The sequence below is a fragment of the Rhodococcus sp. YH1 genome, assembly GCF_009939605.1.
Classification (GTDB): domain Bacteria; phylum Actinomycetota; class Actinomycetes; order Mycobacteriales; family Mycobacteriaceae; genus Rhodococcus; species Rhodococcus aetherivorans.
Genome location: NZ_WVTE01000232.1, coordinates 22,287 through 42,646, shown reverse-complemented (window position 1 = coordinate 42,646; position 20,360 = coordinate 22,287). Strand labels below are relative to the sequence as shown.

The following is a 20,360-nucleotide window of genomic DNA, read 5'->3' as shown; positions in this document are numbered from 1 at the left end:
GGTGGTCGACGGTCCCGGGGCCCAGGATCTGCAGGGCCGACGCCACCGTCGCGGCCACCAGCGCATCGGCCCGCACGGCCGCCAGGTCCACGAACCACGGCCCGTCGGCGGGACGTTCACCGCCGTTGCGGCACACCTCCACCGCCAGCCGCGTCTTGCCGACCCCGCCCGGCCCCACGAGCGTGACCAACCGTTCCCCGGCCAGCGCCGCGCCGACGTCCGCGAGCTCACGGGCCCGATCGACGAGGGCGGTGCGGGGCGACGGCACGTTGGAGGTCGCGCTCGGGGTGCCCAGCGCGGCGGCGGGCCCCGGCGAGACCCCGGCGGTCCCGAGCAGCCGGACGTCGTCCTGCCGCAGCACCGCCGTCTCGAGTTCGCGCAGCCCGGTGCCCGGCTCGATGCCGAGTTCGCCGTCGAGCACGGTGCGCACGCGGCGCAGCGCCGCCAGGGCGTCGGCCTGCCGGCCCGCCCGGTACAGGGCGACGACCAGCAGTTCCCAGGCCCGTTCGTCGAGCGGATGCGCGGCGACGAGCCGCTCGGCGGCCTCGACGACGTCGTCGGAGCCGCCCTGGTCCAGCCGGATCTGCAGCAGGGCCTTGCGGGTGCGCAACTCGATCGCCGTCAGCCGCGCGACCTCGGGGCGCACGAACTCGGCGTCGGCGACGTCGGCGTAGGGCGACCCCCGCCAGCACGACAACGCGGTCGCGTAGGCCTCGGCCGCGGCCTGAGCGGCACCCTGCTCGCGCAGCCGGTCGCCGCGCGCGACGAGGTCGGCGAACCGCACGGCGTCGATCTGCTCCGCGGCGACGGCGAGCCGGTACCGCGAGCCCTCCCGGACGATCACCCCCTCGTCCCCGCGCGGTCGCTGCGGGCTGAGCCGGTCGCGCAGCTTGGAGACGGCGAAGTGCAGCGAGCTCGTCTTCGGGTCGTCGACGTCGTGCCAGACCTGTTCGAGCAGCCGCTCCCCCGAGACGTCGCCCGGGAACGCGACGACGAGGGCGGCGAGCAGGGCACGCTGCCGGATGCCGCCGAGGTCGATCGGTCGTCCGTCGACGGTGGCGGCGAAGCCTCCCAGCACGCCGAGCGCCACGCCAGGGGAACTCATCCCGCCCGCCTTTCGATCGCCCCGCCTTTCGATCGCTCCGCCTTTCGATCGAGCACGCCACCGCCGCACCGGAACTGCGGGAGCGGTCGAATTCTAGAGGACCGGTGCGGGTCCGGTGCGCTAGTCCAGCCCCTGCTCGATCGCGTAGCGGGTGAGCTCCACGCGGTTGGCGAGCTGCAGCTTGCGCAGGGTCGCCTGCACGTGGTTCTCCACCGTGCGGTGACTGAGCGTGAGGCGCGCGGCGATCTGCTTGGCCGACAGTCCCTTGGCGACGAGTCGCAGCACCTCGGTCTCGCGCTCGGTGAGGGTGGGCGGGGCGGGCGCGCGCCGGTCGGCGGCCGACGACATGCGGCGGTACTCCCCGAGGACCAGCCCGGCGAGTCCGGGCGTGAACACCGCCTGCCCGGCGGCGGTCGCCCGCACGGCCTCGACCAGCTCCGCGGCCGACGCGCTCTTGACCAGGTATCCGGACGCGCCGGCCTTCACCGCACCGAGGACGTCGTCGCGTTCGGAGGAAGCGGACAGCACCAGCACGCGGCTGGCCGGGGAGACCCGGAGCACGGCGACGGTGGCCTCGGTGCCGGTGCCGTCGGGCAGCGACATGTCCATCAGCACGACGGTCGGCTGCACCGCCGCGGCCCGGCGCGCGGCCGCACCGACCCCGTCGGCGGTGGCGACGACGCGGAAGCCGGCCGCGTCGAGGTCCCGCGAGACGCCGTCGCGCCACATCGGATGGTCGTCGACGATCATCACCGTGATCGGCCCGTCACCGTTCGCCGCGTTGCTGCCCTCACGCACCTCGTGCTCCTCTCCTCGGCACCCGGATCTCCCATTCGGTGCCCTGGCCGGGCGAGCTGTCGAGCACGGCGGCGCCACCGAGCCACTGCGCGCGGCCGACGATCGACTTCGACACGCCCATCCGGCCCTCGGCGCGGGCCTCGGCGAGACGGCCGTCCGCAATGCCCACCCCGTCGTCGCGGATGCTGAGGATCACCTCGTCGCCGAGGTCCTCGACCAGCACGTACGCCTTCGCCCCTGCGCCCGCGTGCAGCGTCGTGTTGGTCAGGGCCGTCGCGGCGATCGCCGCCAGTTCCGCGGCGCGGACGCGGTCGAGCAGGACCGGGTCGGCGGGCGCGGAGACGGTGACGCCGGCACCGGCCTGCGCCCGCAGCAGCGCCCGCAGGTCCACGAGCTCCTCGCCCCGGTCGAGCTGGGTGCCCTGCTCGGAGACGAGCATCCGCAGCGCCGCCTCCTGTTCCCCGGCGAGGCGGGCGAGTTCGGCGGCCTCGCCCCCGAGCGCGGTGCCGCGGCGCCGCACCAGGGCCAGCACCTGCAGCACCCCGTCGTGCACCTCCCGGGCGAGCCGGTCGCGTTCCTCGGTGGCGGCCGCCACACGCACGGCCTGTTCGAGCTGCCGGTGGGCGCGCCGGGCGGTGGTGGTGGCGAATCCCATCGCGACGCCGACCGCGACGAGCACGGGGGCGGTCGCGTCGCGCCACAGGTCGAGGTTGACCTGGTCGCGGACGACGGCGCTGACCGTCGCCATCGCCAGCGCCGACGCGACTCCCGCGGCGGGACCGCCCAGGATCGCGGCCGACAGCACGGCGTTGGCGACCCACAGGGTGGTGGGCAGCGTCTGGTGGGCGCTGTACCAGTCGTGGCCGGCGACGAGCCGCGTCGCGCCCATGAGCGCGACCGCGACGACCTGGTCGATCCCGACCACCACGGCGCGCTGCCCGACCCCCTGCGCCAGCAGCACCGCCGACACGCCGGACCACACCGCCAGCAGGGCGACGAAGAACCAGCTGAGCCGCGGCGACGTGTAGTGGGCGACGGTGGAGAACTGGGAGCTGACGGCGTAGACGACGGTGACGAGCCGGAACACCTGCGCGGCCCGCCACAGCGGCGCATCGGGGTCGGCGCCGACCTGGCGCCGGGCGGGCGGGGGCGGTTCGGCGGGCACGGCGGCGCGGCGCGACAGCCTGCCGTCGGCTCGGCGCCGGACCATGTGGATGCTCCCTTTCCCGGTCGGTGATCGCGCTGAGAGTAGCCGCCCGAAACGCCCGGATCACGACCATGGCGCGTTGTGACGGTGGGCACAGTGGTTTGATTTGATGTCGTGTTGGGGTCCTATCGAGCCGTCGCGGCGACGTTGCGCAGTCGTTGGCCGCTCTATATGGCCTCGATGGGCGCCTCGAACCTGTTCGGCGCGCTGCTGGTGTTCGCGTTCGTCCGCTACGGCATCCCGCTGTCCGAGAACGAGAACATCATCGCGGACCGGGTCCGCAACTTCGCGGTGTTCGCGGTGTATCTGGTGTTCGCGGGGATCGTGAGCCTGACGGCCGCGGCCCTGATGCTGCGGTCGGTGGTGCGGTGGCAGCTGCGCGGCGGCCCGCCCACCCGATCCGAGCAGATGTCGGCGCTGCACGCGCCGTTGCGTCAGGCGATCGTGCACCTGATCCTGTGGATCCTCGGCGGCGTGCTGTTCGTGTTCCTCACCGCGGAGGAGATGCCGGAGCTCGCCGTGGCGGTGGCGATCACCGTCGCAATGGCCGCGACGAGCACCTTCGGCTTCACCTACATGCTGGGCGAGCGGATCCTGCGGCCGGTCGCGGCGCGGGCCTTGAGCGAGGGGGAGTTCGACCGGACCCTGGCGCCCGGCGTCCGCACCCGCCTCGCCATGACGTGGGGTCTCGGCACGCTGATGCCGGCCGGCGGCATCGCGCTGCTGTGCGTCACCCAGCTGACCACCGACGTCGAGTTCCCGCCGGACGCGATGGCGTGGGCGGTCCTCGCGCTGTCGATCATGGCGATCGGCCTGGCCGGGGTGCTGTCGTCGCTCACCGCCGCCCAGCTCTCCGATCCGGTCAAGCAGCTGCGCTGGGCCATCGAACGGGTCCAGCGCGGCGCGACGGACGTGCAGGTCGAGGTGTTCGACGGCAGCGAGATCGGCCGCCTGCAGGTCGGCTTCAACCGGATGATGGCCGAGTCCGACGAGCGGCGGCGGCTGCGGCAGTTGTTCGGTCAGCACGTCGGCGAGGACGTAGCGCGCCGCGCCCTCCAGTACGGCACCGAGCTCGGCGGGGAGACCCGCTACGTCGCGGTGCTGTTCGTGGACATGGTGGGCTCGACGGCGACGGCGGCCGAACGCCCGCCCGGCGAGGTCGTCGAGCTGCTCAACGAGTTCTTCCGGGTCGTGGTGGACGTCGTGGACCGGCACCACGGTTTCGTCAACAAGTTCATGGGCGACGCGGCGCTGGCCATCTTCGGTGCTCCGCTGGACCGTCCCGACGCGCCCACCGCCGCGCTCGCGGCGGCCCGGGAACTGCGGTTCGCGCTGGACGAGATCACCGATCTCGACATCGGCATCGGGGTCTCGGCGGGGCTGGCGGTGGCCGGCAACATCGGCGCGGCCGAGCGGTTCGAGTACACCGTCATCGGCGATCCGGTGAACGAGGCGTCGCGGCTGACCGAGCTGGCGAAGCTGCGTCCGAGCCGGGTGCTCGCGTCGTCGAGCGCGCTGTACTTCGCCGACGACGAGGAACGCGCCCACTGGGAACTCGGCGACGAGGTGCAGCTGCGCGGCCGGCGGCGGGTGACGCATCTCGCCTGGCCGGTGCGGTATCCGGACTCGGGCCACGACGAGTGACGGACGGCCGGGACCCCGGCGACGAAAAGGACGATCCGCCCTCCGGCCGGCTTGGCTACGCTGAATCCTGTGGCGCAGCCCCGACGTGACCCGCCCGCACCCGACGCCGCGCGGCGCCGGGGCCGCTTCGGGTGGGTGAAGTGGCTGCTCGCCGTCGCCCTCGTGGCCCTGCTGGTGGTCGAGGGCATCTACCTGTGGCCGACGCTCAGCGACTCCTGGCGCGCCCTGACCGAGCTGCACTGGGGCTGGCTCGCCGCGTGCATCGTCGCGCAGGCCCTGTCGCTGAGCGGCTTCGCGGAGGTGCAGCGGCGGCTGCTGCGGGCCGGTGAGGTCGTCGTCGGGCACCTGCGCTCGGCGTCGGTGATCTATGCGAGCACGGCGATGGCGGTGACGCTGCCGGCCGGTCCGGTGTTCTCCACCGCGTTCACCTACCAGCAGACCCGGCGCTGGGGTGCGACGCCGGTGGTGGCGTCGTGGCAGCTGGCGGTCTCGGGGGTGATCGCGGCGGCGACGCTCGCGGCGGTCGGCGTGGGCGGGGCGTTCGCGGTGGGCACACGGGTGAGCCCGGTGACGCTAGTCCTGTCGGTCGCCGGCGTGATCGCGCTGGTCGTCGCCGTCCGGTACGTCTCCCGGCATCCGTCGTCCGTCGAGTCGGCCGGGGAATGGGTCCTCGCCCGCGTCAACCGCCTGCTGCGCAAGCCGGCGGACACCGGGATGGAGAAGTTCGAGCAGGTCCTCGGGCAGATCGAGGCGGTGCACCTGGGTCGCCGCGACGGGCTCGCGACGATCTGCTGGTCGGCCGTGCACCGGGTCTTCGACGTCGCGTGCCTGGGGTTCGCGTGCTGGGCGGTGGGCGGGGAGCCGTCGCTGCCGGGCCTGCTGATCGCGTTCGCGGCGGCCAAGGCGGTGGGGAGCATCCCCCTGGCGCCGGGCGGGCTGGGGTTCGTCGACGGCACGCTGATCGCGACCCTCACCGCGGCGGGGATGAGCGCCTCGCAGGCCCTGGCAGCCGTGTTCGTGTACCGGGGCGTCAGCTTCATCCTGGTCGCGCTGGTCGGCTGGACGGTGGTGGCCGCCAAGTTCCGGTCGAGCCAGCACGACGAGCACATCGACGCCGATCTCGAACGCGAGGAACACGCCCGTTCGGTGCTCGAGCGACGGCGCGGACGGGCCGCGAGCGAGGGCACCGCCCTGCCGGAGTGACGAAGTGTGTTCCACCTCACATCCGAAGTAGTTGCGGAATCAATCATTCGATGCGATCGTTGAGTACATCGAAGGTTGAAACTTCAACCAAAACTCGACTCGGAGGAATCCCATGACGACCGCTACCACCACCTTCCCCGGACTCACCGCCGGCACCTGGGCCATCGACTCGGTCCACTCCACCGTGGGCTTCACCGTCCGCCACCTCGTCGTGAGCAAGGTGCGCGGCACGTTCAACGACTTCTCCGGCGCGATCACCGTCGCCGAGGACGGCACCCCCGCCGTCGCCGCCGAGATCCAGGTCACGTCCATCGACACCAAGAACGCCGACCGCGACGCCCACATCCGCTCCGCCGACTTCTTCGACGCCGAGCAGTTCCCCACCGCGACGTTCAAGTCCACCGGCGTGCGCGCCGCCGGCAGCGACTACGTCGTCGACGGTGAGTTCACCCTGCACGGCGTCACCAAGCCGGTCGAGCTGAAGCTGGAGTTCAACGGCGTGAACCCGGGCATGGGCCAGGGCCCGGTCGCGGGCTTCGAGGCCACCACCGTCCTCAACCGCAAGGACTTCGGCATCTCGATCGACATGCCGCTCGAGGGCGGCGGCGCCGTCGTCGGCGACAAGATCACCATCAACCTCGAGATCGAGGCCGGTCTGCAGGCCTGATCCGCCGCACCCGCACGACACGCGAGCGCTCTCCGTCCCGGAGGGCGCTCGCTTTCGTCGGCGACCTACGCTGGACGACGTGAAGAAGTACGCACCGGCCCTGCTCGACGTCGTCCTGGTCATCGTGTTCGCCGCCCTCGGGCGCGCAAGTCACGACGAGGGGCTGACGCTGGCGGGACTGGCGAACACCGCGTGGCCGTTCCTCGGCGGCCTCACCGTCGGATGGCTCGCGACGGCGGCCCTCTACAAGGAGAAGTTCGATCCGTGGCTGGTCGTGCCGACCGGCGTGATCGCATGGGTGTCCACCGTGGTCGTCGGGATGCTGCTGCGCGTGATCACGGGCCAGGGCACAGCCGGTTCGTTCATCGTCGTCGCGTCCATCGTGCTGGGCGTGTTCCTGCTCGGCTGGCGCCTGCTCGCCGGGCTGTGGCTGCGGCGCCGCGTCGACGCCGCCTGACCCCGGCCGCGCGGAGGTGACCCTCCGCACCGCCGAAAGCCGCGCGCCGGAGGTGGCCGCGGTGCCAGAGTGTCAGCCATGAGCGAGACCGCCGCGCCCCCCGATCGGACGAAGGAACGCACCTTCTTCGGCCAGCCCTTCGCGCTGGCCAACCTGTTCGGTGTCGAGATGTGGGAGAGGTTCTCCTTCTACGGCATGCAGGGCATCCTGATCTATTACCTGTACTACTCGGCGGCCGACGGCGGACTGGGGATCAGCGAGCTCGCCGCCACGTCGATCGTCGGGGCGTACGGCGGCACGGTCTACCTGTCGACCATCCTCGGCGCGTGGATCGCCGACCGGCTGCTCGGCTCCGAGCGCACGCTGTTCTACAGCGCGATCCTCATCATGCTCGGCCACATCTCCCTGGCGCTGCTCCCCGGCCTCGGCGGCGTGGCGGTGGGCCTGGTGTTCGTCGCCGTCGGCAGCGGTGGCCTCAAGGCCAACGCCACCTCCCTGGTCGGGGATCTCTACGACGAGCAGGACACCCGGCGCGACGCCGGGTTCTCGATCTTCTACATGGGGATCAACCTGGGCGCACTGATCGGCCCGCTCCTCACCGGCTGGGCGCAGACCGAGCTGGGCTTCCACTACGGCTTCGGCCTGGCCGCCATCGGCATGGCACTCGGCCTGATCCAGTACACCCTCGGCCGCAAGCACCTGCGCGGGATCGGCGCCACGCCGCCGCACCCGCTGCCCGCCGACCGGCGCACCAGGGCCGCCGGCGTCGCCGTCCTGGCCGTCGCGCTGATCGCGGCGCTGTTCGGCACCGGGCTGGTCACCGTCGACAACCTGTCGGACGTCGTGGTCGCAGCGACCGTCGCCGCGTCCGTCGTCTACTTCGTCGTGATCCTGTCCAGCCGGCAGATCACCGCCGTCGAACGCAGCCGGGTGATCAGCTTCGTCCCCATGTTCCTGGCCAGCGCGGCATTCTGGTCGCTGTTCCAGCAGCAGTTCACCACCGTCGCGGTGTACGCCGACAAGAGGCTCGACCGCAACCTGTTCGGCTGGGACTTCCCGCCGGCGTGGGTGCAGTCGATCAACCCGGTGTTCATCATCGTGTTCGCGGGCGTGTTCGCCGCCGTGTGGACCCGGCTCGGCCCGCGGCAGCCGTCGTCGCCGGTGAAGTTCGCGATGGGCACCGTGATCATGGGCATCGCATTCCTGTGCTTCATCCCGATGTCCGGCGGCGGCCCCAACAGCGCCCCCCTGCTCGGCCTCGCGGGCATCCTCCTGCTGTTCACGTTCGCGGAGCTGCTGCTCTCCCCCGTCGGCCTGTCGCTGGCGACGAAACTGGCCCCGCGCAACTTCCACACCCAGATGGTGGCGCTGTTCTTCCTGTCGGTGGCGCTCGGCACGGCCATGGCCGGCACCCTCGCCAAGTACTACGACGAGGCGAACGAGAAGCCGTACTTCGCCTGGGTCGGCCTCGGCTCGATCGCGATCGGCGTCGTGCTGGCGCTGCTGTCACCGTGGATCCGGCGGATGATGCGCGGAGTGCACTGACCGGTTCTCACCGCACCGCCAGCCACACCGCGAGCCCGAGGCCGGCGAGCGCGACCGTCACCCGCAGCACCTCGGGTGGGATGCGCCGGACGACGGGCGGCCCGCACCAGCCGCCCGCGACGGCGCCGAGCGCCATCGCGGCGGCCGCACCCCAGTGCACGGGGCCGAACACGGCGAAGCCGATCGCAGCGACGAGGTTGGCGACCCCCAGCAGGTAGCTCTTGAGGATGGTGGCGCGCCAGATGTGCTCGGAGGTGCAGATCAGGGTGAGTGCGAGGAAGACGACACCCGCACCCGCCCCGAAGTAGCCGCCGTACACCGCCACGACGAACAGCAGCGCCGAGTACGTCCGGGGCAGGTCCCGGCTCCCGGACAGGGCGCGGATCCGGGGTTGCGCCAGCAGCGCGAGGGAGGCGAACGCGACCATGTAGGGCACGACCGTCTCGAAGGACCCCGCGGGCGCCCACATCAGGACGACGGCACCGACGAGGCCGCCGAGCGCTGAGTACAGGGTCCACCGCCACAGCCGCGGGCCGGTGTCGACGACCTCGCGGGTCGAGTTGGCGAGCGCCCCGACGCCGACCCCCACCATCGCGACGGTGTTGGTGACGTTGGCGGCGACGGGCGGCAGCCCCGCGGCGAGCAGCGCGGGGTACGAGACGATGGACGCGAGGCCGGTGACGAACCCGATGAGCCCGGCGAAGAACCCCGCGACCGCGAGCAGCAGCAGGTCGACAGGGGTCACGACCGACAAACGTACCGGGGTCCGCTTCGGCCGGTCCGCCGAGGGCGGCAGCGGTCAGCGGTCGGCGGGCGGCTTGCCCAGCTCCCGCAGGAACATGTCGGCCATCTTCACCGCGCGGTCGCCGCCGTCGGCGTTGGCGACGAACACCGCGAACGCCAGGTCGCCGGTGTACCCGTAGAACCAGCGGTCGTCACCGCTCGCGGCCGCGATGCCGGACAGACCGGGGTGCCCCTTCAGGAACGATGCCGGGCCGCTGCGCACGTTCTCGGCCATCGCGGCGCGCAGCGCGTCGGTCACGTGCGGCGGCAGCGGTTCGGCGGCCTCCCCCACCGTCGCGGGCTTGCCCTGCACGATCGCGGGCAACGGCGCCTCCCCCCGCGCGACGGACGCGGCGAGCAGCGCGGCACCGAACGGACTGAGGAGCGCCTCCCCGCCGCCGTCCGAGCCGGAGAACTGCACCACACCGGACCGGTTCTCCCCGATCTGCGCGGTCTCGAAGTCGAAGCCGGGGACGTCGTAGTCCAGGCCGAGCCCGAGCCGGCGGGCGGTGTCGGCCAGATCGTCGGTGCTCACCGAGGCCGGGTCGACGCCCCGGTCCAGGCCCGCGGCCAGCCGCACCGGATCCAGCGTCTGCCCGGCCGGATACAGCCCGCGGGAGGCGACGGGTCCGAGTTCCATCGCCCAGTTGTTCACGTCCAGGGCCAGGACGCCGCCGGTGGACGGCTGGATCGCCACGATCGCCGCCGGGGTGCCCACGCTGACCACCGCTTCCTTGGCGGCGAGCTGGACGTGCGCGTCGAGGGTCGCCTGCAGGTCCGGCGGCGGCGGGCCCTGGAAGCCGGCGACCTGCACCGGGTCGGCGCCGGGCTCCTCGAGGGTGACGGCCCACCCGGCGGTGGCGTCACGCTCGAGCTGCCAGGCCGCGCGCAGCGGGTCCAGCAGCGGCGTGGAGATCCGCCGGTCCGCGCTGATCAGCGTCGGGGTCTTGACGACCACCACGCCGGGGATCGGGACGATCTCGTCCTCGAGGAACTGGTAGTCCTGGTCGCGCAGCTTCACCGCGGTGATGCGCGCACCGGGGTCCGCCGCGAGGTTGCGCTGCAGCAGGTCGGCGGTGATGACCGGCGCGACGGGTTCGAGCACCTTCGCCAGCCGCGTCGTGGTGTCGACCGGGTCGGGCATGAGGGCGGGATCGACGACGACGGCGTTGATGGTCTGCTCGGCCATGAGCAACTGACCGGTGCGGTCGAAGATCTTCGGCGGCGCGGCGTCGGTGCGCACGTGGTGCACGGTGCGGGTCCGGTTCAGGTCGGGCACCAGCACCTGCGGGTCCCAGGAGATCCGCCAGCCGACGGCGAGGTTCTTCGCCACGCCGTCCACCTGGTATCCCCAGTCCTTGCCGGGTCCGAAGTTCCAGTCGGCGCCGAGGGTGAAGAACCCCGTCTGCTCGTTGAGTTCGACGAACTGGGCGACGTCGTAGTCGACGCTGCCGTCCTTCATGCCCTCGAACATCTGCCGGATCGACGCCTCGGCGGCGTTCGGGTACGACGTGAGCGCGGCGGCGCCGGCGGCGTCGCCCTCGTTCAGTTCCGCGACGAAGTCGTCGACGAGTCGCTGCGCATCGCTCCGGGGTTCACCGAACACGCACGACGCCATGCCGGCCGCGAGAACCACGACGGAGACCAGGGCTGTCACGCGGCCGCGCCCCCTGCGCCAGTCCCGAAAACCCATAACGACCAACCTTCACTTCTGTCACTTCAGTAACAAGCACGCCCTGCCTACGATGCGATCACGATTGCGCCACAAGCCGCGCATCACCCCCTCAGCAGGCGTCCCGCCACGTCCACTGCCGGCGCCGAACTGCCCGCTCCCGCAACGAAAACCGCGAACGCGAGGTCTCCCTGCGAGCCGACGAACCAACCGTGGGCACCGGTGCCATCACCGTACTCTGCCGTCCCCGTCTTACCGACGAGTTCGGGTAGGTCCCGCAGCGTGCTCGCGGTTCCACCCGTCACAGTCTCCCGCATCATCGTCCGCAACGCGGCAGTGACCTCCGCCGGCGCGGCACCAGGGGTGCGATCGGCCACCGTGGGCCGGCCCTCGACGAGCACCGGCAGCGGCGTCGAGCCGTGCGCGATGGACGCCGCCACGAGTGCCATACCGAACGGTGACGCCGTCACCCGGCCCTGGCCGATCGCGGACTCGACGCGCTCCGCCGGGGTCTGCGCCTCGGGCACGCTGCCGGTGACCGTGACCAGTCCGGGCGTGACGTAGTCGACCCCGAGCCCGAACTGCAGGGCCGCGTCGGTGAGCGCGGTCGCCGGCAATCCCACCGCGAGCCGGCCCATCGTGGTGTTGCACGAGAAGGCGAAGGCCGTGTGCAACGGGACCGGTCCGAGGTCGAAGCTGTCGTCGTTGGGGATGACCCGACCCTCGATGTTCGCCGTCCCGGGGCACGGCACCACCGTGTCGGGGGTCACGGCCCCGGCCTGCAGGGCGGCCGAGGTGGTGACGGTCTTGAAGGTCGAACCGGGCGGATACAGCCCCGTCAGCGCGATCGGTCCCTCGGCGTCGGCGGCGGCGTTCTGGGCCACCGCGCGTACCGCCCCGGTGGACGGTTCGATCGCGACGATCACCGCCGGCTGCGGCAGTGGCGCCAGCACCGCCTCCGCACGGGTCTGCAGACCCAGGTCGAGCGTGGACCGCAGGTCCGGCGCCGGCGGACCGTCGGCACCGGCGACGCGGCGGGCGCTGCCGTCCCCGGACACCGCCTGCACGGCCCAGCCGGCGGACGCGTCCTGGCCCTGCTGCCAGAGCTCCCCGAGCCCGGAGAGGACCGGGGACGCGAGCGCGCGGTCGACCGTCAGCAGCCGGGTCTGCCGGACGAGGGTCACGCCCGGCAGCGCGGCGAGCTGCGCCTCGATCGGCGCGATGTCCGCGTCGCGGAGGGCCACCGCGGTCACGGGCTTGCCCGCCGCCGCGGCGACGTCGGCGGCGAGCGACTCGGCGGTGACGGTGGGCGCGGCGGTCGCGAGCAGCGGCGCGACGGCCGCCGGGTCGGCGGTGGCATCGACGTTCACCAGCGTCACGACCTGCTGTTCGAGGATCGGCCGCCCACCACGGTCGAGCACGGACGGCGGCGGGCCGACGGTCGTCGTGTAGCTCAGCGTGGTGCCGGCGGTCAGGCCCGGCGCCAGCACCGCCGGGTCCCACTCGATGCGCCAGCCCTCCGCGTCGACGTCCAGGGCACTGCCGGACGTGCGGTACGACCAGTCCCGGCCCTCGGCGAAGTGCCACGCGACGTCGAGTTCGAAGGTGCCGCCGTCGCCCGTGCCGGCGAGCTCGAGGTCGGGCCGGACCCCGCCGAGCCCCTCGAACACGCCGTCGATCGTGGCGGCCGCCGCCGCGGGATCGGTGGTGAGCTCCGCCGCGGCCCGCACGTCACCGGCCTCGAGCGCCGCGGCGAACTCCCCCACGACCGTCTCGGGCTGGTCGGGCCCGAAGGAACACCCGGCGGCCGCCAGCGCGGCGGCGACGGTCAACAGGAGCGGAACCGGTCGGCGTCGGAGGAGTGGCACAGCAACGATCATGCCCGAAGCCGGACGGTGCCGTCGTTCACCACCGCCCGCACGTTGCGTACACGCTGCCTGTAGTGACGCGGCCCCCAATTCGGGAAAATCGATTGCCGGCCCCACGGACGCTGTTCTACCGTCGGTTCCTGTCACATTCCCGTCGATCGGAGAAGGCCGTTGCTCCTGTAGAGGTTTCGCCCGCCGCGCCGCACCTGCGCGCGGTACCGTCACCTACTCCGGGAGCAGCCATGTCACACCCTTCCCCGTCCTCGGGCCTTTCCCTGTCGGACCTGACCTTCGCCTGGCCGGACGGCACCGCCGTGTTCGACGGTCTCGACACCACCCTCCCCGCCGGGCGCACCGGACTCGTCGGACGCAACGGGTCCGGCAAATCAACTCTGCTGCAGATCATGTCGGGTGAGATTCAACCGACCCGGGGCTCCGTCACGGTGCGCGGCCGGGTCTCGCGGCTGCCGCAGGACGTCATCCTCGATCCACACCGCGCCGTCGACGCCGTCCTCGGCATCGACACCGTGCGCGCGGCGCTGCGGCGCATCGAGGCCGGCTCGACCGCCGTCGAGGACTTCGACGCCGTCGGCGAGCGATGGGACATCGAGGAGCGCGCCCTGGCCACCCTGCACCGTCTCGGTCTCGAACGAATCGTCGCCTCCCCCAGCGACTTCGAGCGCACCGTCGGCACCCTCTCCGGCGGCGAGACCGTCCTGCTGGCGCTCACGGCACGCCTGCTCGACGAGCCGGACGTCCTGCTGCTCGACGAGCCGACGAACAACCTGGACTCGGCGGCCCGCGCGCGGCTGTACGACGTGCTGCGCGAGTTCGCCGGCACGCTCGTCGTCGCGACCCACGACCGCGACCTGCTCGAGCGGGTCGACACCGTCGCGGAGATGCGCGACGGGCGGCTGCGGCTGTTCGGCGGCAACTACAGCGAGTACGAACGCATCGTCGCGGCCGAGCAGGAGGCGGCACTGGCCGCGGTGCGCGACGCCCGGGCGGACGTGCGCCGGCAGGCACGCGAGCTGAGCGACTCGCACATCAAGCTCGCCCGACGAGAGCGATACGGCCGCAAGATGTTCGAGAACAAGCGGGAACCGAAGATCGTGATGGGGGCCCGCAAGCGGCAGGCCCAGGAGTCGGCGGGCCGGCTCCGCCGCGAACACGAGGGCAAGCTCGCCGGCGCGCGCGAGAACCTCGAGCGCGCCCAGGGCACCGTGCGCGACGACCGGGAGATCCGGGTGGACCTGCCCGAGACGGAGGTGCATCCCGGTGCGCGCGTCGCCGAGGGGCCGCTCGAGATCGTCGGCCCGGAGCGGATCGCGCTGCGCGGACCCAACGGCTCGGGCAAGACGACGCTGCTGCGCGACATCGTCGCGGCCGGTCCCCGGGTGCCGTTTGCGGTGCTGCCGCAGCGGCTGGACGTCTTCGACGAGTCGCTGTCGGTGGCGGACAACGTCGCGCTGCGGGCCCTGCATGCGTCGCCGCAGCAGGTCCGGGCACTGCTCGCCCGGTTCCTGTTCCGCGGCGCCGACGCGGACATGCCGGCGGCTGCCCTCTCGGGCGGCGAGCGACTGCGGGCGGCGCTGGCGACTCTGCTCGCGGCGGACCCGGCTCCGCGGCTGCTGCTCCTCGACGAACCGACCAACAACCTGGACCTGCCCAGCCTGACGCATCTGGTGCAGGCACTGCGCGCGTACCGGGGTGCCTTCGTGGTGGTCAGCCACGACGAGCGGTTCCTGGCCGACATCGGGGTGACCCGGTCGGTCAGACTGGAGCGGTGAGCCACGCGATCAACCCCGTCGACGGAACCCGCATCGCCTTCACGGTGATCGAATCGGACGCCGGCGCCGGCAGCCCGTCGCTGCTGCTCGCGCACGGCAGCGCCCTGTCGTCGGCCATCTGGCGGGGATTCGGATACGTGCGCCCCCTGCGCGAGCGGTACCGACTGATCCTGCCCGACCTGCGCGGTCACGGCCGCAGCGACAAGCGGCACGTCCCCGACGCATACGCGATGGACCTGATCGTCGGGGACGTGCTGGCGGTCCTCGACGCCGCCGGCACCGAGCGCGTGCACTACCTCGGGTACTCGTTCGGAGCGCGGGTCGGCTTGTCCCTGGCGGTGCGCGACGCCGGCCGGCTGCAGACGCTCACCGTGGGCGGCGGCAGTGCCCGCGCGCAGGCCGGGGCGTTCGATCGCCTGTTCTTCCCGGGATGCGCCGACGTGCTCGGGCACTACGGGATCGACGGGTTCCTCGAGGCGTGGGCGGAACACCTCGGTTCGCCCGTCGATGCCGCGACGCAGGCCGCGTTCCGGGCGAACGACGCCGCCGCCCTGGCCGCGTACATGCGACGGTCGGATCGCGAACCCGGGATCGACGACGCCGACCTCGCCGCCCTGGACGTGCCGACGCTGGCGTTCGTCGGTTCGGAGGACCGCGAACGGATCGACGACACCCGCGAGCTGTCGCGGACGATCCCCGGTGCCCTGCTCGCGGTGATCCGGGGATATGACCACGCCACGACGATCGCGGCGGCGCCGGAGGTGCTGTCGGTGGTCGGACCGTTCCTCGCGGCGCACGCCGGCCGATCGTCCGGCTAACTCACCGAGGGCGCCTCGTCCATCCACTGCACGAGCTGGTAGACGATGCCGTTCGGGTCGCGCATCTGGAAGTACCGCTCGCCCCACGGCTCGGTCTCGATCGGCGTGACGATCGGAACCCCCTCCGCCCGCAGTCGTTCGTACTCGTCGTCGATGGCGTCTACGACGAACGCGACGAGCGTCCCCTGCCCGGCGTCGCCGGCGATGCTCGCGGGCTTGAAGGTGCCGAGCCCGGTGCGCAGGAAGACGAGGCTGAAGCCCGCGTCCTCACGGGTGAGCGAGACGAACCCGTCCTCGGCCATCGTCTCGGTGAACCCGAGGTGACGGGTCACGAAGTCGGCCGACGCGGCCACGTCGGGAACGTTGAGGGACAGGGCACTGGCGGTGATCTGCAAGGTGAACTCCTTCCGGTTGCACGACTCCGAACGTCCAGGGCCCCCGTCCGGTTCCCGCGCCCCGCTGCGGGGCCGAATGTGACACCGGATCGACGAGGTGTCACATTCGGCCCCCATGGGGGCGTTGTCCGCCGCCCGGAACCGGAGGACTCTCGGAATCACCCCTGTCCCTCTCATCCGGAGGCCCCACCGTGACGCACACCGTTTCCCCCGTCGACACCGTCGCCCAGCGCGTCCTCGACTCGGCGCTCGGCGCCGTCGATCTGATCGCGATCTATCTCGGCGACCGGCTCGGCTGGTACCGCAGCCTCGCCGCCGACGGTCCCGCCACCTCCGACGAGCTCGCGGCGCGGACCGGGACCGACCCGCGCTACGCCCGCGAATGGCTCGAGCAGCAGGCGGTGACCGGCCTGCTCGAGGTCGACGACGGCGATCCGCCGCGCTTCACGCTGCCGCCCGCGGTGGCCGAGGTCCTCACCGACGAGCACAGTCTCAACTACCTCGGACCCCTGGCCCGCATGTTCGCCGGGGTGTCCGCGCAGCTTCCGGCCCTGCTCGACGCCTACCGCACCGGGGGCGGCGTGAGCTGGGCGCAGCTCGGCACCGATGCCCGCGAGGGGCAGGCGGACATGAACCGGCCGTGGTACGAGAAGGCGCTGCCGGGCGCCCTGGCGTCCGTGCCGGACCTCGACGCGCTGCTGCGCCGACCGGATGCCGAGATCGCCGACATCGGCTGTGGCGGTGCGTGGTCCACGATCGCGCTGGCCCGTGCGTACCCGCAGGCCCGGTTGTTCGCCATCGACATCGATCCGGCGACCGTCGCCCTGGCCCGGACGAACGTCGCGGCCTGCCCCGACGTCGCCGACCGGATCACCGTCGTCGAGACCGACGCGGCGAGCCTGCCCGACGAACGCTTCACGGCGGCGTTCGCCTTCGAGTGCGTCCACGACATGCCACGTCCCGTCGAGGTGCTGTCCGCGGTGCGCGGCTCGCTCGCGGCCGACGGGGTCATGGTTGTCATGGACGAGGCCGTCGCCGACCGGTTCACCGCACCCGGCGACGAGGTCGAGCGGCTGATGTACGGGTTCAGCATCTCGTGCTGCCTGCCGGACGGCATGAGCCACCCGCCGAGCGCGGGAACCGGCACGGTGATGCGTGCGGACACCCTGCGCCGGTACGCGCTCGACGCGGGCTTCTCGGACGTGTCGGTGCTGCCGATCGAGGACTTCGGGTTCTGGCGGTTCTACCGTCTGACGCCCTGACCGGCCTCAGCACGATGTCGGCTGGCGCGCCTCCGACAGCAGTGCCGTGACGGTGTGCTTCATCAGTTCGGCGGCCTCGGCCACCGGCAGGTCCAGCACATCGCGCAGCGCCACCCACGACGCCCAGGTGCTCGCCACCGCCACGGAGCGCACCAGCGTGGCCCGGCGCGACGCGTCGAGCGCGGCGAGTTCCGCCGCGAACAGCTCGTCGACCTCGTTGACCACACGTGCGATGTGCCGCAACCTGTTTCGCTGGATCCTCTTGGACTGCGGGGCCCGGATCGCCGACGCGCGCGCGAACGGCGCCATCCGCTCGAGCAGTTCGGCGCGCTGCCGGCAGAACGCGTCGATCCGCTCGTCGAGCGGCAGGTCGACGGGGACCGGGGCGAACGCGGTGTCCTGCCGCCGCAGCAGCTCCGTCCCCGTCTCCTCGAACAGCGTTTCCAGATCGTTGAAGTTCGCCCACAACGCCCGGAGCGAGACCCCGGCCCGTGCGGCGATCTGCGCACCGGTCGGTTTCAGCTCACCGGCCTCAATCAGTGCGATGTGCGCCTCTATCACTGCGTGGCGGGTCCGTTCGGCCCGCGCGACGCGTCCGTCGGTGACGGTCACGTGTCCCTCCTCCCGTGTCGCCGACCGGTTCCTCCCAACCGGTGCGGCGCACTCGATTGTGCCAGGGCCTGTGTCACCGAGGGGGTGGCGCCGCGCGGGGGCGGGTCAGTCGTGGTCGAGGACGGGGGTGCGGGCGGTGGCCCGGACGATCGCGTCGTACAGCGAGCGAGCGGCGCGACGCGTGGCGCCGGCCCCTCGGACGAGGGTGAATCCGTGGAATACGCCCGGCCAGCAGTGCAGTTCGACGCGTACCCCGGCCTGCAGGAGACGCTGGGCGTAGACGAGCCCCTCGTCGCGGAGCGGGTCGAGTTCGTTGACGGTGAGGTAGGTGGGCGGCAGTCCGGTCAGGTCGGCCCGGCGCGCGGGCACGGACTGCTCGGTGGGCTCCTGCCCGCCGAGGTAGTGCCGCCAGCTCTGGGCGGCCTTGCGGTTGTCCCACACGGCGGTGGCGGCGCCGCCGCGCATGGAGGCGGTCTCGAGCCGGTCGTCGAGGGCGGGTTCGAGCAGGGCCTGCAGCGCAATGCGCGGGCCGCCCTCGTCCCGGGCCCGCAGCGCGACGGTCGCGGCGAGGGCGCCGCCCGCGGAATCGCCGAGGACGACGACGCGGTCCGGATCGATGTCGAGACATGCTGCGCCGGAAGCGATCCACTCGAGGACCGCGTAACAGTCGTCGGCGGCAGCGGGATAGGGGTGCTCGGGGGCGAGCCGGTAGTCGACGGAGATGACGACGGCACCGGTCGCGCGGGCGACGGCGGCGGCGAAGGCTTCGCTGTGGGCGGCGCTGCCGAGGACGAATCCTCCGCCGTGGATTTCGAGAACGACGGGCCGGCCCGCGGGGTTGCCGTCGGGACACATGTCGGGCGTGTGGATCCGCACGGGCACCTCGGGGCCGCCGGGCGCGCCGGGGACGAGCCACTCCTCGACGGTGACACCGGTGGTGTCGGCGGGGCCGGCGGCCGCAACGATCGAGTCGAGGGTGCGACGGCCTCCGTCCACGTCGGCGAGATCGAGGTCGGGGAGGGTCGTCACCGCGTCGGCCAGTTCGGGATCGACATCGGTCGAGACTGGCATGATCTCGGTCATGGCGACACGATAGTGGAATCTGCAGCGCAGGTGCAGATACCGGTCCCGGGTACCGGGACCCCGGACCGCGCGGCCCGGCCCGGGGTCCCGGTCACTCGGCGAGCAGGCCCTTGGCGATGTGCGTCACCTGGATCTCGTTGCTGCCCGCGTAGATCATCAGCGATTTCGCGTCCCGCGCGAGCTGCTCGACGCGGTACTCGGCCATGTAGCCGTTGCCGCCGAAGAGCTGCACCGCCTCCATCGCCACGTCGGTGGCCGCGCGCGAGGAGTACAGCTTCATGGCCGAGGCCTCGGCCAGGCCGACGGGCTTGCCGGCCTCCGTGCGTTCGATGGCGCTGAACACCATGTTGCGGACGTTGATGCGGGCGATCTCCATCTCGGCGAGCTTGAGCTGGATCAGCTGGAACCGGGAGATCTCCGCTCCCCACAGCTTGCGGGTGCGGGCGTAGTCCTTGCACAGGCGCAGACATTCCTCGATGATGCCGAGGGCCAGGTAGGCGATGCCGATCCGCTCGGCGGCGAAGGATTCGCGCGCGCTCTCCTTGCCGTCGCTGCGGCCACCCTCCTCGGTCTCGCCGAGCAGCCGGTCGCGGGTGATGCGGACGTTGTCGAAGAACAGCTCGCCGGTGGGCGAGGAGTTCATCCCCATCTTCTTGAACGGCGGGCTCTGGGTCAGTCCCTCCATGCCCTTCTCGAGCACGAATGCGAGCACCTTGCGGTCCCGGCGGTCGATGCTCGGGTCGCCCTCGTCGAGCTTGGCGTACACGATGAGGACGTCGGCGTAGGGACCGTTGGTGATGAAGGTCTTCTGCCCGTTGAGGATGTAGTCGTCGCCGTCGCGCCGGACGGTGGACTTCATTCCACCGAAGGCGTCCGACCCGGAGTCGGGTTCGGTGATGGCCCAGGCGCCGACCTTCTCGAAGGTCACCAGCTCGGGCAGCCACCGCTTCTTCTGGGCGAGCGTGCCGCGGCTGCGAATGGTGCCCGCGGTGAGGCCGAGGCTGACGCCCATCGAAGCGACGAGCCCGAGGCTGACCCCGGCGATCTCGCTGTTGAGCAGGGCCGCCATGCCGCCGGAGCCCATGCCGCCGCCCGGCTTGGCGGACGACGCCTCGCCGGCCTCCTCCCGGGCGAGGGCCTTGTTGAGGCCGTCGCGGGCCAGCTCGTCGATGCCGAAGGCGGAGAACAGTCTGCGGATGATGTCGTAGGGCGGCAGCTCACCGCTCTCGAGCCGATCCACGTGGGGGCGGATCTCCTTGTCGATGAATCCGCGCAGCGCGTCACGGAACATGAGATCGGTGTCGGACCACTCGTACATGCCTCGAAATATAGAACACGTTCTCGTGTACGTATACGGATCCACGGAACCGGCGGTGACATCGGGCATATTTAGCCTGCGATTAGTTAATGCACGATCTATTTGCGTAGACTCCTGGTGTCGCCCCCGCACG

The 20,360-nt window shown here is 72.0% G+C and carries 18 protein-coding genes; 8 read left to right on the top strand and 10 right to left on the bottom strand.

Features of this window, described 5'->3' with window-relative positions; genetic code table 11:
- From AIIKEEIJ_RS20695 to macS, 3 genes are all read right to left on the bottom strand, one after another.
- Positions 1-1,105: BTAD domain-containing putative transcriptional regulator (locus tag AIIKEEIJ_RS20695; RefSeq protein WP_202917343.1), on the bottom strand; the 1,105-nt coding region annotated here is incomplete at its 3' end.
- A 120-nt stretch (positions 1,106-1,225) separates the two neighbouring features.
- Positions 1,226-1,855 (bottom strand): response regulator, encoded by a 630-nt coding sequence (locus tag AIIKEEIJ_RS20690; RefSeq protein ID WP_050036440.1) that lies wholly within the window; start codon positions 1,853-1,855, stop codon positions 1,226-1,228.
- A gap of 40 nt (positions 1,856-1,895) precedes the next feature.
- Positions 1,896-3,113 carry a MacS family sensor histidine kinase gene (gene macS, locus AIIKEEIJ_RS20685; RefSeq protein ID WP_161996469.1) on the bottom strand — a complete coding sequence of 406 codons (1,218 nt, stop codon included), beginning with the start codon at positions 3,111-3,113 and terminating at the stop codon, positions 1,896-1,898.
- Between the two features lie 168 nt (positions 3,114-3,281).
- Here macS and AIIKEEIJ_RS20680 point away from each other — a divergent pair, with 168 nt between their 5' ends.
- The 5 genes from AIIKEEIJ_RS20680 to AIIKEEIJ_RS20660 all read left to right on the top strand — a co-directional run bounded on the left by AIIKEEIJ_RS20680 (position 3,282) and on the right by AIIKEEIJ_RS20660 (position 8,626).
- The gene (locus AIIKEEIJ_RS20680; protein ID WP_161996472.1) at positions 3,282-4,754 is read left to right on the top strand and encodes an adenylate/guanylate cyclase domain-containing protein; all 1,473 of its coding nucleotides are present in this window, start codon (positions 3,282-3,284) and stop codon (positions 4,752-4,754) included.
- Positions 4,755-4,823: 69 nt separating this feature from the next.
- The gene (locus AIIKEEIJ_RS20675) at positions 4,824-5,957 is read left to right on the top strand and encodes a lysylphosphatidylglycerol synthase transmembrane domain-containing protein (RefSeq protein ID WP_338020995.1); all 1,134 of its coding nucleotides are present in this window, start codon (positions 4,824-4,826) and stop codon (positions 5,955-5,957) included.
- 112 nt (positions 5,958-6,069) lie between these two features.
- A complete protein-coding gene (locus AIIKEEIJ_RS20670; RefSeq protein ID WP_006941512.1) occupies positions 6,070-6,624 on the top strand; it encodes a YceI family protein in 555 nt (184 codons plus the stop codon).
- A gap of 79 nt (positions 6,625-6,703) precedes the next feature.
- Entirely contained in the window at positions 6,704-7,081 is a 378-nt protein-coding gene (locus AIIKEEIJ_RS20665; RefSeq protein WP_006941502.1) for a DUF3054 domain-containing protein, read from the top strand.
- Between the two features lie 78 nt (positions 7,082-7,159).
- Entirely contained in the window at positions 7,160-8,626 is a 1,467-nt protein-coding gene (locus tag AIIKEEIJ_RS20660; RefSeq protein ID WP_006941500.1) for a peptide MFS transporter, read from the top strand.
- Between the two features lie 7 nt (positions 8,627-8,633).
- Here the strand turns inward: AIIKEEIJ_RS20660 and AIIKEEIJ_RS20655 are convergent, their stop codons facing one another.
- From AIIKEEIJ_RS20655 to AIIKEEIJ_RS20645, 3 genes are all read right to left on the bottom strand, one after another.
- Positions 8,634-9,371, bottom strand: a complete 738-nt coding sequence (locus AIIKEEIJ_RS20655) for a sulfite exporter TauE/SafE family protein (protein ID WP_006941495.1) — start codon at positions 9,369-9,371, stop codon at positions 8,634-8,636.
- Positions 9,372-9,425: 54 nt separating this feature from the next.
- The gene (locus AIIKEEIJ_RS20650) at positions 9,426-11,102 is read right to left on the bottom strand and encodes an NTF2-like N-terminal transpeptidase domain-containing protein (protein WP_051359215.1); all 1,677 of its coding nucleotides are present in this window, start codon (positions 11,100-11,102) and stop codon (positions 9,426-9,428) included.
- Positions 11,103-11,185: 83 nt separating this feature from the next.
- Positions 11,186-12,961, bottom strand: a complete 1,776-nt coding sequence (locus tag AIIKEEIJ_RS20645) for a penicillin-binding transpeptidase domain-containing protein (protein ID WP_161996468.1) — start codon at positions 12,959-12,961, stop codon at positions 11,186-11,188.
- 230 nt (positions 12,962-13,191) lie between these two features.
- On the opposite strand from AIIKEEIJ_RS20645, the gene AIIKEEIJ_RS20640 reads away from it, so the two are divergent.
- Positions 13,192-14,739: an ATP-binding cassette domain-containing protein gene (locus AIIKEEIJ_RS20640; RefSeq protein WP_161996467.1), complete on the top strand. Its 1,548-nt coding sequence runs from the start codon at positions 13,192-13,194 to the stop codon at positions 14,737-14,739.
- Positions 14,736-15,557: an alpha/beta fold hydrolase gene (locus AIIKEEIJ_RS20635; RefSeq protein WP_161996466.1), complete on the top strand. Its 822-nt coding sequence runs from the start codon at positions 14,736-14,738 to the stop codon at positions 15,555-15,557. The genes AIIKEEIJ_RS20640 and AIIKEEIJ_RS20635 overlap by 4 nt, the downstream gene beginning before the upstream one ends.
- Here AIIKEEIJ_RS20635 and AIIKEEIJ_RS20630 read toward each other — a convergent pair.
- Positions 15,554-15,952: a VOC family protein gene (locus AIIKEEIJ_RS20630; RefSeq protein ID WP_006941490.1), complete on the bottom strand. Its 399-nt coding sequence runs from the start codon at positions 15,950-15,952 to the stop codon at positions 15,554-15,556. The two genes, AIIKEEIJ_RS20635 and AIIKEEIJ_RS20630, sit on opposite strands and share 4 nt — an antisense overlap.
- 191 nt (positions 15,953-16,143) lie before the next feature.
- Between AIIKEEIJ_RS20630 and AIIKEEIJ_RS20625 the strand changes: the two genes are divergently transcribed.
- Complete coding sequence (locus AIIKEEIJ_RS20625; protein ID WP_006941489.1) at positions 16,144-17,214, top strand: class I SAM-dependent methyltransferase; 1,071 nt, start codon at positions 16,144-16,146, stop codon at positions 17,212-17,214.
- A 6-nt stretch (positions 17,215-17,220) separates the two neighbouring features.
- Here the strand turns inward: AIIKEEIJ_RS20625 and AIIKEEIJ_RS20620 are convergent, their stop codons facing one another.
- The 3 genes from AIIKEEIJ_RS20620 to AIIKEEIJ_RS20610 form a co-directional block, all read right to left on the bottom strand.
- A complete protein-coding gene (locus tag AIIKEEIJ_RS20620; RefSeq protein ID WP_006941488.1) occupies positions 17,221-17,826 on the bottom strand; it encodes a TetR/AcrR family transcriptional regulator in 606 nt (201 codons plus the stop codon).
- A gap of 105 nt (positions 17,827-17,931) precedes the next feature.
- Positions 17,932-18,909: an alpha/beta hydrolase fold domain-containing protein gene (locus AIIKEEIJ_RS20615; protein WP_161996465.1), complete on the bottom strand. Its 978-nt coding sequence runs from the start codon at positions 18,907-18,909 to the stop codon at positions 17,932-17,934.
- Between the two features lie 91 nt (positions 18,910-19,000).
- Positions 19,001-20,227 (bottom strand): acyl-CoA dehydrogenase family protein, encoded by a 1,227-nt coding sequence (locus AIIKEEIJ_RS20610; protein ID WP_072636293.1) that lies wholly within the window; start codon positions 20,225-20,227, stop codon positions 19,001-19,003.
- Positions 20,228-20,360 lie beyond the last annotated feature (133 nt).